General features: G+C 65.2%; 12 protein-coding genes. 5 read left to right on the plus strand and 7 right to left on the minus strand.

Annotated features, from left to right (window positions below; genetic code table 11):
- On the minus strand, positions 1-406 hold a 406-nt coding region (locus tag AC3FKG_RS17660), incomplete at its 3' end, for an amidase family protein (protein WP_488743716.1).
- Between the two features lie 220 nt (positions 407-626).
- Here AC3FKG_RS17660 and AC3FKG_RS17665 point away from each other — a divergent pair.
- Complete coding sequence (locus AC3FKG_RS17665) at positions 627-1,232, plus strand: winged helix DNA-binding protein (protein ID WP_483711245.1); 606 nt, start codon at positions 627-629, stop codon at positions 1,230-1,232.
- Between the two features lie 203 nt (positions 1,233-1,435).
- Positions 1,436-5,482 carry a phosphoribosylformylglycinamidine synthase gene (gene purL / locus AC3FKG_RS17670; protein WP_488743717.1) on the plus strand — a complete coding sequence of 1,349 codons (4,047 nt, stop codon included), beginning with the start codon at positions 1,436-1,438 and terminating at the stop codon, positions 5,480-5,482.
- An 85-nt stretch (positions 5,483-5,567) separates the two neighbouring features.
- On the opposite strand, the gene AC3FKG_RS17675 is transcribed toward purL, so the two are convergent.
- The 6 genes from AC3FKG_RS17675 to AC3FKG_RS17700 all read right to left on the minus strand — a co-directional run bounded on the left by AC3FKG_RS17675 (position 5,568) and on the right by AC3FKG_RS17700 (position 9,797).
- A complete protein-coding gene (locus AC3FKG_RS17675; protein WP_488743718.1) occupies positions 5,568-5,858 on the minus strand; it encodes a hypothetical protein in 291 nt (96 codons plus the stop codon).
- A 51-nt stretch (positions 5,859-5,909) separates the two neighbouring features.
- Positions 5,910-6,704 (minus strand): peptidylprolyl isomerase, encoded by a 795-nt coding sequence (locus AC3FKG_RS17680; RefSeq protein WP_488743719.1) that lies wholly within the window; start codon positions 6,702-6,704, stop codon positions 5,910-5,912.
- Positions 6,705-6,708: 4 nt separating this feature from the next.
- Positions 6,709-7,023 carry a BolA family protein gene (locus AC3FKG_RS17685; RefSeq protein WP_483711249.1) on the minus strand — a complete coding sequence of 105 codons (315 nt, stop codon included), beginning with the start codon at positions 7,021-7,023 and terminating at the stop codon, positions 6,709-6,711.
- A gap of 64 nt (positions 7,024-7,087) precedes the next feature.
- Positions 7,088-7,627, minus strand: a complete 540-nt coding sequence (locus AC3FKG_RS17690; RefSeq protein WP_488743720.1) for a septation protein A — start codon at positions 7,625-7,627, stop codon at positions 7,088-7,090.
- A gap of 80 nt (positions 7,628-7,707) precedes the next feature.
- On the minus strand, positions 7,708-8,118 hold the full coding sequence (gene msrB / locus AC3FKG_RS17695; RefSeq protein ID WP_488743721.1) for a peptide-methionine (R)-S-oxide reductase MsrB: 411 nt from the start codon (positions 8,116-8,118) through the stop codon (positions 7,708-7,710).
- 116 nt (positions 8,119-8,234) lie between these two features.
- Complete coding sequence (locus tag AC3FKG_RS17700) at positions 8,235-9,797, minus strand: protein adenylyltransferase SelO (RefSeq protein WP_488743722.1); 1,563 nt, start codon at positions 9,795-9,797, stop codon at positions 8,235-8,237.
- Between the two features lie 382 nt (positions 9,798-10,179).
- On the opposite strand from AC3FKG_RS17700, the gene AC3FKG_RS17705 reads away from it, so the two are divergent.
- From AC3FKG_RS17705 to AC3FKG_RS17715, 3 genes are all read left to right on the plus strand, one after another.
- Positions 10,180-11,805, plus strand: coding sequence for a 3-(methylthio)propionyl-CoA ligase (locus AC3FKG_RS17705; RefSeq protein ID WP_483711253.1), 1,626 nt, complete (start codon positions 10,180-10,182; stop codon positions 11,803-11,805).
- Positions 11,806-11,956: 151 nt separating this feature from the next.
- Positions 11,957-13,207: a branched-chain amino acid ABC transporter substrate-binding protein gene (locus tag AC3FKG_RS17710; protein WP_488743723.1), complete on the plus strand. Its 1,251-nt coding sequence runs from the start codon at positions 11,957-11,959 to the stop codon at positions 13,205-13,207.
- 166 nt (positions 13,208-13,373) lie between these two features.
- The gene (locus AC3FKG_RS17715; protein ID WP_483711255.1) at positions 13,374-14,321 is read left to right on the plus strand and encodes a branched-chain amino acid ABC transporter permease; all 948 of its coding nucleotides are present in this window, start codon (positions 13,374-13,376) and stop codon (positions 14,319-14,321) included.
- The last annotated feature ends 1 nt before the right edge of the window (position 14,322 follow it).

The following is a 14,322-nucleotide window of genomic DNA, read 5'->3' on the forward strand; positions in this document are numbered from 1 at the left end:
CCATTGGGGGTTGGCGCCCCACCCCCGCCACCGCGAACTCGGTCATGTTGGTGCGGCCGACGACGGCCGCACCAACATGTCGCAGGCGGGCGACCACGGCGGCATCGGCGCTGGCGGGTGCGGCGTCGTGGCGCACTGCCGACGCCGCGCGCGTGACTTCGCCAGCGACGTCGAAGAGATCCTTCACCGAGACCGGCAGGCCCGCGAGCGGGTGCAGGCGCTTGCCGGCGCGGCACGCGGCATCGGCGGCACGGGCGGTCTGGATCGCGCTGTCGAAGGTGCTGTGCAGGAACACGGCCTGCGCGTGCTCGCCCGCCGCCGCGGCGGCGGCCGTCTCCACCAGGTCGGCGCGGCTCGTGGTGCCATCGCGCAGGCGGGAGTTCAGTATGTCGAGGTCTGGAAGCATCGGTGGCTTGGAGGCTTGGAGGCGTGGAGTCGGGCAGGCGCAATGGCTCCGGATTCAGCCGGCGTGCTGGCTCCAGGCGCGCAGCGGTGCGCGCCCTGCCTGTTCTTGTCAGGCATTCATGCTCATAATTTGCCGATAAACTGTCAAGCCAAAATTAGCGGGGACGTCACCGTGGGCATCGCCCGGCGGCTCCCGTGCAACGTTGCAAGGAGCATTCCCCATGGCACGCAAGCCCGCCGCGCCCGGTTCGGCCGCCGAAGCGGACCTCATCCACGCGCCGGACGACGTCCCCGTCAAGTCCGCTACCTCGCTGTCGCGCGCGGCGGGCACCAACATCGTATCGTCGTCGCATCTCGTGTCGGCGCGCAGCCCGGAGTTGTCCGAGTTCGAGTTCGGCCTGAACACCGCGTACAACGCTTACAGCCGCTGGGTGGTGCGCTGCATGGGCGCGGCCGGCGTGCGCGACCTGACCTTCCTGGACGTGCTGGTGCTGCACCATGTCAACCACCGCGGCCGGGCCAAGCGCCTGGCCGACGTCTGCTTCGTGCTGAACGTGGAAGACACCCACCTGGTGACCTACGCGCTGAAGAAGCTTCAGGGCCTGGGGCTGGTGACGGGCGAAAGAGTCGGCAAAGAGGCCACCTATTCGACCACGCCGGAGGGCGCCGAAGCCTGCGCGCGCTACCGCGAAATACGCGAGCAATGCCTGACCAGCAACTTCACCGCAGGCAGCGAGGAAAACGCCGAGATCGGCGAACTCGCACGGTTGATGCGCGTGCTGACCGGGCTATACGAGCAGGCGGCGCGCTCCGCAACGTCACTTTAAGGCCTGGAAGGCTGGTGACTTGGAAAAAGTGATGCATAGGCATTATCACGGCAAGGCGTAACACGGGGCGCCCGTGATGGCGCAGTGCAAAATCCGGGTGCCGGCAAGGTACAATACCGGTTTCCCGCCGGCCGGCATCCCATACAGCGGTGCCGGCATGCAGCAGCCCCTATCTCCTCCTTCGCCTCCCGACCGCTACGATCATGGCGCATTTTTCATGCTTCCCCGGCGCTTTGGCGCTTTCCGCCTTCCGCCAGCAACGCCTGCTCACCGCCCTGCGGCAGATCGACACCGATATCGAATCGGTGCACGGCCAGTTCCTCCATTTCGTTGACTCGGACACTGCGCTGTCCACGGAAGACCAGAGCCGCATTGCCGCGCTGCTGACCTACGGCGCGCCGTTCGCGGAGCAGCCGGAGGGCGACCGCTTCGTCGTGATTCCGCGTTTCGGCACGATTTCGCCGTGGGCCAGCAAGGCCACCGACATCGCGCACAACTGCGGCCTGACGCATGTGCACCGCATCGAGCGCGGCATCGAGATCACCGTGATCTGCAAGAAGGGCCTGCTGCGCGGACGCAAGACGCTGGATGCCGACACGCGCGCCGCCGTGGCCGCGCACCTGTTCGACCGCATGACCGAAACGGTGATTGCCTCGCGTGAGGACGCCGCCGGACTGTTCCAGGAGCTGCCGGCCAAGCCGCTGCGCTTCATCGACATTGCAGCCGGCCGCAGCGCGCTGGCCGAGGCCAACGTGGCCATGGGCCTGGCCCTGTCGGAAGACGAGATCGATTACCTGATCGACGCCTACGCGAAGCTGGAGCGCAACCCGACCGACGTCGAACTGATGATGTTCGCGCAGGCCAACAGCGAGCACTGCCGCCACAAGATCTTCAACGCCACCTGGACCATCGACGGCGTGCAGCAGGACAAGTCGCTGTTCGCGATGATCCGCAACACGCACCAGCTCAATCCGCAGGGCTCGATCGTGGCCTATTCGGACAACTCCGCCGTGATGGAAGGCGGCGTGGCCGAGCGCTGGTTCCCGCGCGGCGATGCTCACAAGTATGGCCGCCACGAGGCGCTGACCCATACGCTGATGAAGGTCGAGACGCACAACCACCCGACCGCGATCTCGCCGTTCCCGGGTGCCTCCACGGGCGCCGGCGGTGAAATCCGCGACGAGGGCGCGACCGGCCGCGGCGCCAAGCCCAAGGCTGGCCTGACCGGCTTTACCGTGTCGAACCTGATGCTGCCCGAGGCCGTCGAGTCGTGGGAAAACGACCGCGACGCTGCCCAGCCAGTGGCGCACCGCAATCCCGACGACAAAGCCGGCGTGACGGGCAAGCCGGACCGCATCGCCTCGCCGCTGCAGATCATGATCGAGGGCCCGCTCGGCGGCGCCGCGTTCAACAACGAATTCGGCCGCGCCAACCTGGGCGGCTACTTCCGCGTCTACGAGCAGAACGTGGGCGGCACCGTGCGCGGCTACCACAAGCCCATCATGATCGCGGGCGGCATCGGCAATATCGACGCCAGCCACACGCACAAGAACGACCTGCCGGCCGGCACGCTCCTGATCCAGCTGGGCGGCCCGGGCATGCGCATCGGCATGGGCGGCGGCGCCGCCAGCTCGATGGCGACCGGCACCAACACCGCCGACCTGGATTTCGATTCAGTCCAGCGCGGCAACCCCGAAATGGAGCGCCGTGCGCAGGAAGTGATCAACGCCTGCTGGCAGCTTGGCGACCAGAACCCGATCCTGTCGATCCACGACGTCGGCGCGGGCGGCATTTCGAATGCGTTCCCCGAAGTGGTGGACGGTGCCGGCCGCGGTGCGCGCTTCGACCTGCGCAAGGTGCACCTGGAAGAGTCCGGCCTTTCGCCCGCCGAAATCTGGTGCAATGAATCGCAGGAGCGCTATGTGCTGGCCATCGCGCCGGACAGTTTCCCCCAGTTCCAGGCCATGTGCGAGCGCGAGCGTTCGCCGTTCGCCGTGGTGGGCGTAGCCACCGAGGAAAAGCAGTTGCAGCTGGTCGATTCGCATGTCGACGCCGCGCTCAAGGAGCACTTCACGGTCGACATGCCGATGGACGTGCTGCTGGGCAAGCCGCCGCGCATGCACCGCGACGTGACGCGCGTCGAGCAGTCGCTGCCGGCGGTGGACGTCACCGGCATCTCGCTGGAACAAGCGGTGCGCGACGTGCTGCGCCACCCGACCGTGGCCAACAAGTCGTTCCTGATCAGCATCGGCGACCGTACCGTGGGCGGCATGAACGCGCGTGACCAGATGGTCGGCCCGTGGCAGGTGCCGGTGGCCGACGTGGCCGTGACCACGCTCGACTACAAGGGCAATGCCGGCGAGGCGATGACCATGGGCGAGCGCACGCCGCTGGCCGTGATCAACGCCCCGGCCTCGGGCCGCATGGCGATCGGCGAAGCGCTGACCAACCTGGCGGCGGCACCGGTCAAGGACCTGGGCAAAGTCAAGCTGTCCGCCAACTGGATGGCCGCTTGCGGCGTGGAAGGCGAAGATGCGAAGCTGTACGACACCGTGCATGCCGTGGGCATGGAGCTGTGCCCGGCACTCGGCATCAGCATCCCGGTGGGCAAGGATTCGCTGTCGATGCGCACCAAGTGGCAGGACGATGGCGTGGCCAAGGAAGTGGTGGCTCCCGTCTCGCTGATCATCTCGGCGTTCGCCGCGGTGGACGACGTGAACCGCACGCTGACGCCGCAACTGCGCACCGACGCGGGCGACACGGTGCTGATCGGCATCGATCTGGGCCGCGGCAAGAACCGCATGGGCGGCAGCATCCTGGCGCAGGTCACGCAGCAGGTCGGCGACAGCGCCCCCGACGTGGACAGCGCCGAAGACCTGAAGAACTTCTTCAACGTGATCCAGCGCCTGAACGGCGAAGGCAAGCTGCTGGCGTACCACGACCGCTCCGACGGAGGCTTTATCGCCACGCTGGCGGAAATGGCGTTTGCCGGCCACTGCGGGATCTCGCTGAACGTAGACATGCTGGCGCTCGACCCGCAGCAGGAACAGGACTATGGCGACGCCAAGAACTGGGCTCAGCAGATCGCCGAGCGCCGCAACGACCAGACCCTGCGCGCGCTGTTCTCGGAGGAACTGGGCGCAGTAGTGCAGGTGCGCCTGCAGGAACGCGATGCCGTGTTCGCGGTGCTGCGCGAAGCTGGCCTGTCGGCATGCAGCCATGTGGTCGGCAAGCCCAACGCAACCGACCAGATCGAGATCTATCGCGATGCCAAGAAGGTGTTCGGCGCCTCGCGCACCGACCTGCAGCGCAACTGGAGCGAGGTCAGCTGGCGCATTGCGCGCCTGCGCGACAACCCGGTCTGCGCCGACAGCGAATACGACCGCCTGCTGGACGCCGCCGACCCCGGCATCAGCCCGGTGCTGACCTTCAATCCGGCCGAGGACATCGCCGCGCCGTTCGTCGCGACCGGTGCCCGTCCGCGCGTGGCGATCCTGCGCGAGCAGGGCGTCAACTCGCAGATCGAGATGGCCTACAGCATGGACCGCGCGGGCTTCGATACGCACGACGTGCATATGAGCGACCTGATCGCGGGCCGTGCAAACCTGGCTGATTTCAAGGGCTTTGTCGCGTGCGGCGGCTTCAGCTACGGCGACGTGCTGGGCGCGGGCGAAGGCTGGGCCAAGACCATCCTGTTCAACGCGCAGATGGCCGAGCAGTTCGCGGCCTTCTTCAACCGCCAGGACACCTTCGCGCTGGGCGTGTGCAATGGTTGCCAGATGATGAGCAACCTGGCCCCGATCATCCCCGGTGCCGGGGCCTGGCCGAAGTTCACGCGCAACCAATCGGAGCAGTACGAGGCGCGCTACGTCACGGTGGAAGTGCAGCAGTCGCCGTCGATCTTCTTCGCCGGCATGGAAGGCAGCCGCATTCCGATCGTCGTCGCGCACGGCGAAGGGTTTGCAGATTTCTCGCAACAAGGCGAGATCGGAAAGGCCAATGTGGCACTGCGCTTTGTCGACAACCACGGTGCGGTGACGCAGACCTATCCGTTGAATCCGAATGGCTCGCCCGATGGCATCACGTCGGTGACAACGACCGATGGGCGCTTTACCGTGCTGATGCCGCACCCGGAACGCGTGTTCCGTGCCGCGACCATGAGCTGGGCGCCCGATGCCTGGAAGCAGGTCGCCGACGGCGCCAGCCCGTGGATGCGCATGTTCCGCAATGCGCGCAAGTGGGTGGGGTAATTCAGGGCCGAGTCGGGCAGCGTATGCTGCCTGAGATGGGTTAAGGGGCTCGTGGTGTCATGCAAAGCATGGCATCACGAGCCCCTTACTCTTGCAGCGGCGCCAGCAACCGCGAACTCCACGACGCATAGGCGAAGTGAAGCAGCCGGCGCGGGTCGCAATCCTGGAGGGGGATGATTTCGCCGCGCGATTCCTTGTAGGCGACCACCGCGCGGAGGATCTTCTCCGGCGCATAGCGGTCCCGCAACGGCAGGTGCTGATGGAGCGTGCGCCACCCGGGGGCGGCGCCGTCAAGCGAGGCCGAGGCAAGCGCGCAATAGCACATGCCCCGGGAAGAGAGATGCCAGAGTTGCCAGTAGCCGGCTCGAGGCTCCACGCTGCTGCTTCCTTCTAGTCTGCAGGCGGGCGGGGGCTCCGGCCTGCAACGTTACTGGATCTTGGCCTTTTCCTTGAGGGCCTTCATCATGGCCTGGAACTGCTCGCGTTGCCAGTTCTGGTCGCCCATCATCATCTGCATCAGCTGGGGCTTGACCTCTTCGTAGCTCGGGATCTTGGCGTCGCGGGTGTCGACCAGTTCGATGATGTGCCAGCCGAACTGGGTCTTGACCGGCGTATCGGTCATCTGGCCTTTCTTCAGACCCGTCATGGCCGCCGAAAATTCCGGCACGTAGCTGCTGCTGTTGGCCCAGTCCAGGTCGCCGCCGTTCGCCGCCGAGCCCGGGTCCTTGGACGAGGCCTTGGCCATGTCCTCGAACTTGGCGCCGGCCTTGATCTTGGCGATGATGGCCTTGGCGTCGGCTTCTTTCTCCACGAGGATGTGACGCGCGTGGTATTCCTTGCCGTTGCCGAACTGGGACTTGATCTTGTCGTACTGCTTGCGCAGTTCGGCGTCGCTGGCGCCGTGGGTCTTCACGTAGTCTTCGAACACCGCGCCGGCCAGCACGTTCAGGCGGGCTTGTTCCAGCTGCTCCTGCACGTCGTCACGCTGCGTCAGGCCGCGCTTGTTGGCTTCCTGCACCAGCAGTTCGCGGTCGATCAGCATGCTGCGCGCGCGGTCCCGCAACTCCGGGTTTTCGGGCTGGCCGGTGCCGGCGATCAGCTTGTCCAGCTTGGCCGAGGGAATGGCCTTGCCATTCACGACAGCGGCATTCTGGGCGGCTGCGGGCAGGCTGCCGGCAGCGAGCACAGCCGCCAGGCTGAACGAGAGGACGGTGGTCTTCATGGAATCAGGTCTGAGAGTTGCTGGAAGAACCGCGTGAAGTTTCGCGGGATTGAAATTCTTGATCGGTGAACGCGGTCACGGCCAAAGCGTGGATCTGCGTGGGGAACAGACCGCGCAGCGCATCATACACCATGCGGTGCCGCGCCACGCGGGAGTGCCCCGTAAAGCGCTCGCTGACGATGGTCACGTCATAGTGGCCACCGCCCGATGCCGCGCCGGCGTGGCCGGCATGCAACGCGCTGTCGTCGCGCACGACCAGATGGCTGGGGGCGAGCGCTTCGCGCAGCATCGCCTCGATAGTGGCGGGATCAGCTGCCATGTGTTCCTCGGGGATCTTGGAGCGAGGTCCGGAAGCCCCGGCCTCGCAAATGTGGCGCCGGCGTTCAGTCCGGCGTGTTTTCCTGCATGTGGCGTGACAGCCAAACACTTTGGGCGATGATGAAGACGAGCATCAGGCCCATGCTGCCAAACAGCTTGAAGTTCACCCAGACGTCCGTGGAGAACTGGAAGGCCACATACAGGTTCAGCAGCCCCATGGCGGCGAAGAACGTCGCCCAGGCCGCATTGAGGCGGCCCCAGACCGGGTCGGGCAGCGTGACCTGCTTTTCCATCATGGCGCGGATCAGGTTCTTGCGCCAGCCGATCACCGAGCCGATCAGCGCCACGGCGAACATCCAGTACAGCACGGTCGGCTTCCATTTGATGAAGCTCTCGTTGTGCAGGACCAGGGTGGCGCCGCCGAACACGCCAATGATCAGCAGGCTCACCCACTGCATCGGCTCGACCTTGCGGTGGCGCAGCCATACCCAGCCGATCTGCAGCACGGTGGCGCCGATGGCCACGGCCGTGGCGGTGTAGATGCCGGCCAGCTTGAAGGCGGCAAAGAAAAGGATGACCGGAAACAGGTCGAAAAGGAATTTCATGCAGGAATAGCCTGGGTTGGCGGGCCCGGCTTTTTGGGCAGCCGGCCCGCAGGCCGGCTGCACGGCCGGGCGCGTGTGCGTCAGCCGTCGCGCTCAGCCGGGTCGCGATTGTCGAATTTTAACGCAGCCGAGTTGATGCAATAGCGAAGTCCGGTCGGCGCCGGCCCATCTTCGAATACGTGGCCGAGATGGCTGCCGCATTCCTTGCAGCGGACCTCGACGCGCACCATGCCATGCGTGTGGTCGGCGTGCTCGGCGATCACCTCGCCGTTGATGGGCCGGAAGTAGCTGGGCCAGCCGCAGCCCGCGTCGAACTTGGTGGCCGATTCGAACAACGGGGTGCCGCAGCCTACGCACTTGTAGATGCCGTTGTCCCAGTGGTCCCAGTAGCGGCCCGTGAACGGGCGTTCGGTGGCGGACTCGCGCGCCACGCGGTATTCGATGTCGGAGAGTTGCTCGCGCCATTCGGCGTCGGTCTTGCTTGTGGTCATGCTGGATCCTTTCGGTAGGGGGCTGGCGTGCCATGCCGGCCTCACGCATTGGTCGCGGCCGTGGTCGGAACCTTACACCAGCCCGGACCGGCGTGCCGGCGGGCGTCCGGCCGAGTTCACGACGAGCAGCTCACTTCCAGGCCAGACGCCCAGTCCGGCGGCAGCGCCGCGTAGGCCTCCGATTCCGGTTGTTCGTCGAAGGGACGCGACAGCACCGCAAGCAGCTTGTCCACCTCGCTGAAGTCCTTTGCCCGCGCGTGGCGGATGGCGGTTTCAGCAAGATGGTTGCGCAGCACGTACTTGGGATTGACCGCCAGCATCGCGGCGCGCCGGGCGGTGTCGTTCGACTGTTCGGCCCGCAGCCTGGCCCGGTATTCTTCTGCCCATGCGTCCCAGGCGGCACGGTCAGGGAACAAGTCGCGCACCGGCGCGTCGCTGGCGCCATCCATGGATGAGATATGGGCCAGGTTGCGCCAGAACAAGGTGTAGTCCACGTGCTGCTGGTGCAAAAGCTGGAACAGGCTGGTCAGCAGCGGCTCGTCTTCCTTGTCGCCGCCGGCGGGCATGCTCAGGCCGAGCTTGGCGCGGTAGTGGCGGAAGAACGCGCTGGCGTAGCGATCGCGGAACGGATCGAGTGCCTCGCGCGCCAGTGCCACGGCGGCATCGCGCGCGGCGTCGCCGGCGTCCGGCTCCAGCCACAACGGCAGCAGCGCCTGCGCCAGGCAGTGCAGGTTCCAGAACGCGACCTGCGGCTGCTGGCTGTACGCGTAGCGGCCCTGGGTGTCCGAGTGGTTGCAGATATGGTTGGCATCGAACGCGTCGAGAAAACCGAAGGGACCGTAGTCGATGGTCAGGCCGAGAATCGACATATTGTCGGTGTTCATCACGCCATGGCAGAAGCCGATCGCCTGCCAGTGCGCCACCATGTCGGCCGTGCGCAGCGCGACCTCGCGCAGCAGTGCCTGGTAAGGCTGGGCGGACTCGCGGCAGCCCGGCATGAAATTGTCGATGACGAAATCGGCAAGCTGGCGTACCGCGGCAACGTCGTCGTGCGCAGCGAAGTGCTCGAAGTGACCAAAGCGGATAAACGTGGGCGCAAGCCGCGTCACCACGGCTGCGGTCTCGATGGTCTCGCGCCGCACCGGCGCGTCGGAACCGATGATGCTCAGCGCGCGCGTGGTCGGCACGCCGAGCGCCGCCATGGCCTCCGAACAAAGGTACTCGCGGATCGACGAGCGCAGCACCGCGCGGCCATCCGCCATGCGCGAATAGGGCGTGAGTCCGGCCCCCTTGAGCTGGATTTCCCACGGGCCGGCATCGGTCTGCGCCTGCGCCAGGCGGATCGCACGGCCATCGCCGAGTTGCCCCGCCCAGACGCCGAACTGGTGCCCAGAGTACACGGTGGCCAGGGTGTCTGCCCATTCGGGAACGCTGTTGCCGACGAACGCTTCAATGAACCCGGGCTGCGCCGATGCTGCGGCGGGCATGCCGAGCAGCGCAGCGGCGGACGGCGCGATGCTGACGAGGTAGGGCGAGGACAGTGGCGTGGGGCGCAGGCGCGTGAAAAAGCGCTCGCCAAGCTCGGCAAAGCCGGGCGTCGTTCGGAATGGCGCCTCGAACGTCGCGCTGTTGCCGGCGGCATCGCTCTGGGCGGAAGGGGGATTCAGGGTATCGGACATTGTCTGGGGGCGGACCGCGCGGCAAGGGATTCAGGCATTGACTAGCGAATGCCGCGTGTGGGCGGTGCAGCGCCGGCATGCTGTTTGTCCCGGAAGTGCGCTTGCGTGCTAGGGAAAACGACATGTTGAGGCGCAACATGGCTCGCAGTATTGTACTTCCACATCCGGATCCGGCCCGCCAGGCTGCCTTGCCAACGCAATCTTCTTCCCATTGATTGCGTCGATGAATCCGGTGCATGAATCTCGCACATTTGCGGCCTCGAATATGGCAGTGCACAACGGAATCCCGTTGACGTCGATCCAGGGTGTGGGAACAATCGCCAAAAAATAGAACGGTTGTTCGTTTTCAGAAGAAAATTACTAAAATTCAGGAGACTGTTTCATGGCATTGATGGGTCAAATGATGAGCGCGCCGCTGCTCATTTCCTCGATCATCAAGCACGCTGCACGCTACTACGGCGGCACCGAAATCGTCTCGCGACGTACCGAAGGCGACCTGCATCGCTATACCTATCGCGACTGCGAGCTGCGCGCCCGCAAACTGGCCCAGGCGCTCGGTGCGCTCGGCGTGAAGCAGGGCGACCGAGTTGGCACCCTGGCCTGGAATGGCTATCGCCACCTCGAGATCTACTACGGCGTGTCCGGCATGGGCGCCGTCTGCCACACGATCAATCCGCGCCTGTTTCCGGAGCAGGTCGCCTATATTGTCAACCACGCCGAAGACGGCTATGTCTTCTTCGACCTGACCTTCCTGCCGCTGGTGGAAGGTATTGCGCCGCATTGCCCGAACGTGAAGGGTTGGGTGCTGATGAGCGATCGCGCCCATATGCCGGCCGAGTCCAAGGTTCCGCTTCTTTGCTATGAAGAACTGGTCGACGCCCAGGACGGCAACTACGAATGGCCGCTGTTCGACGAGAGCCTCGCATCGAGCCTGTGCTACACGTCGGGCACGACGGGCAACCCGAAGGGCGCCTTGTACTCGCATCGCTCCACGGTCCTCCATTCCTACGCTTCGGCGTTGCCGGATGCACTGGGCTGCTCGGCACGCGACGTGATCCTGCCCGTGGTTCCCATGTTCCACGTCAATGCCTGGGGCCTGCCGTATTCGGTGCCGCTGGTCGGTGCGAAGCTCGTGTTGCCAGGCGCCAAGCTCGACGGGGCTTCGCTGTATGAGTTGTTCGAGCAGGAAAAGGTGACCTTCTCCGCCGGCGTGCCGACGGTTTGGCTGGGCCTGCTGCAGCATGTGCAGGCCAACAACCTGAAGTTCTCCACCTTCCGCCGCACCGTGATCGGCGGCTCGGCGGTGCCGCCGGCAATGATCCGTGCGCTGCGGGCCCTTGACGTCGAAGTCATCCACGGCTGGGGCATGACGGAGATGTCGCCACTTGGCACCACCTGCAAGCTGCTGGCCAAGCACGAGGAGCTGTCCGAGGAGGCGTGCCAGAAGGTCCTCGAGAAGCAGGGACGCGTCCTGTTCGGGGTGGACATGAAGATCGTCGATGGCGACGGCAAGGAGTTGCCGTGGGACGGCAAGGCCTTCGGCGACCTGCTGGTGCGCGGCCCGTGGATCATCGAGCGCTACTTCCGCAATGATGCGAACCCGCTCGTCGACGGCTGGTTCCCGACCGGCGACGTGGCCACCATCGATGCGGACGGCTACATGCAGATCACTGACCGAAGCAAGGACGTGATCAAGTCCGGCGGCGAATGGATTTCGTCCATCGATATCGAGAACGTGGCCGCGGCCCATCCGGCCGTGCATATGGCCGCCTGCATTTCCGTGTACCACCCGAAGTGGGACGAGCGGCCGCTGCTCGTCGTGGTCAAGAAGCCGAACGCCGAAGTCACCAGGGAAGAACTGCTGAAATTCTTCGAGGGCAAGGTCGCCAAGTGGTGGATTCCCGACGACGTGGCCTTTGTCAGCGAGATCCCGCTGACCGCCACCGGCAAGATGCAGAAGCTCAAGCTGCGCGACCAGTTCAAGGACTACCGCCTGCCGGCAGTGTAAGGCGGAAACGGGCATCCGCCACGCCGTGCCTCGCTTGCGGCACGGCGCGGGCGGGGCACCGGCGGGCGCGTGCAGAGCGCTGGAAGTCCCGCCCGGCAAGCCGCAATCGATGATCGATGACAAGCCAACGACAAGAGTGAAGGAGACAGGTATGACCAAAATGCGTCCGCTGGTGGCCGGCGTGGCCGCGTTCGCGGCACTGGGTTCTGCGCTGGTTTCGGGCACGGCACTCGCGGATACGGTGAAGATTGCCTTCATCGATCCGCTCTCGGGGCTGATGGCCCCCGTTGGACAGAACCAGCTCAAGAGCTGGCAGTACGTGGCCGAGGTGGCCAACCAGAAGGGATGGGGCGGCCCGCACAAGTTCGAGGTGGTCGGCTTCGACAACAAGCTGTCGCCGCAGGAGAGCCTGACTATCCTGAAACAGGTGGCCGACCAGGGCATCCGCTATATCGTGCAGGGCAACGGCTCGTCGGTGGGCCTTGCGCTGGAAGATGCGGTGGCCAAGCACAACGAGCGCAATCCGGGCAAGGAAATCGTCTACCTGAACTACGCCGCGGTGGACCCGGACATGACCAACAGCAAGTGCAACTACTGGCATTTCCGGCTCGACGCCAACTCCGACATGAAGATGGAGGCCCTGACCACCTATCTGGCCAAGGACCCCAACGTCAAGAAGGTCTACCTGATCAACCAGAACTACTCGTTCGGCCACCAGGTGGCGCGCGCGGCCAAGGACTACCTGAAGCGCAAGCGCCCGGATATCCAGATCGTCGGCGAAGACCTGCACCCGCTCGCGCAGGTCAAGGACTTTGCGCCGTATGCGGCCAAGATCAAGGCCTCGGGCGCCGATACCGTGATCACGGGCAACTGGGGCAGCGACCTGGCGCTGCTGATCAAGGCCGGCAAGGACGCCGGGCTGACCACCAACTACTACACGTACTACGCCGGCACCACCGGCGTGCCGACGGCAATGGGCCCCGCCGGCGCCGAGCACGTCAAGTACGTCGGCTACTACAATCCGAACAACGAGGGCTTCAAGGGCGCCGACATCATCGAGGGCTACAAGAAGAAGTACAACGACGACTTCTACGTGATGGCTGCCTACACCGGCGTAGCCATGCTGGCCAGGGCCGTCAAGGACAGCGGCTCCACCGACCCGGTCAAGGTAGCCAAGGCCATGGAAGGCATCAAGGTCGACAGCATGAATGGGCAGGTGGAGATGCGCAAATCCGACCACCAGGCCCAGCAGTCGCTGGTGGTGGCCACGTGGACCAAGGTCAACGGCAAGGACGTCAAGTACGACCAGGAGAACACCGGCTACGGCTGGAAGACCAATGCGCTGATGGACCAGTACGTCGCGGCGCAGCCGACTTCCTGCCAGATGAAGCGGCCGGGCTGATCCGCCCACGGCGGGCCGGCCGGCAGCATAAAGCCGGCCGCCCGATCCAGCATACTTTCGGTCGAAAATGGGGAGCGCCGGGATGCGATGCATCCGGCTCGATGGCGCTCGTCCTTGTCGAAACCGGATGGCTGTGCCGCGGCGCAGCCTGATTGAAGGATAAGTTGTGGAATTCTTCGTCATCTCACTGCTGAACGGCATCAGCTACGGGCTGCTGCTGTTCATGCTCTCTTCAGGCCTCACCCTGATCTTCAGCATGATGGGCGTGCTCAATTTCGCGCACGCCAGCTTCTATATGCTCGGGGCCTACTTCGCCTATACCGTGGCCAGCAAGGTCGGATTCTGGCCCGCGCTGATCCTGGCGCCGCTGCTGGTGGCTGGAGCCGGCGCACTGGTGGAGCGCTTCGGCCTGCGCACCGTGCACAAGTACGGACACGTCGCCGAACTGCTGTTCACGTTCGGGCTGGCCTACCTGATCGAGGAGGGCGTCAAGCTCGTGTGGGGCCTGGCCGCCGTGCCGTATCGCATTCCGGCCGAGCTGGATGGACCGCTGTTTACGGTCTTCACTTCGTCATTCCCGAAATACCGCGCCTTCATGATGCTGGTGTCGCTCGGCATGCTGGTGGCGATCTATCTCGTGCTCACGCGCACGCGCATTGGCCTGGTGATCCAGGCCGCGCTGACGCACCCCGAGATGGTCGAGGCGCTCGGCCACAACGTGCCGCGCGTGTTCATGATGGTGTTCGGCGGCGGCGCCGCGCTGGCGGGGCTGGCCGGCGTGATCGGCGGCAATGCCTTTGTCACCGAGCCATCGATGGCGGCGGCGGTCGGCTCGATCGTCTTCGTCGTGGCGGTGGTGGGCGGCATGGGGTCGCTGGTAGGGGCGTTTATCGCGTCGATCCTGATCGGCGTGCTGCAGACCTTTGCGGTGACCATCGATGCGTCGCTGGCCGGGCTCTTCAGCAGCATCGGACTGGCCGTGACCGACGCCACGCCGTTCTATTCGCTGTGGAAGCTCACCGTGGCGCAGGTGGCGCCGGTGCTGCCTTACCTGCTGCTGGTGCTGATGCTGATCTTCCGGCCGCGCGGCCTGATGGGAACCCGGGAGAGCTGAG

It is taken from the genome of Cupriavidus sp. 22TCCZM04-2, assembly GCF_057798895.1.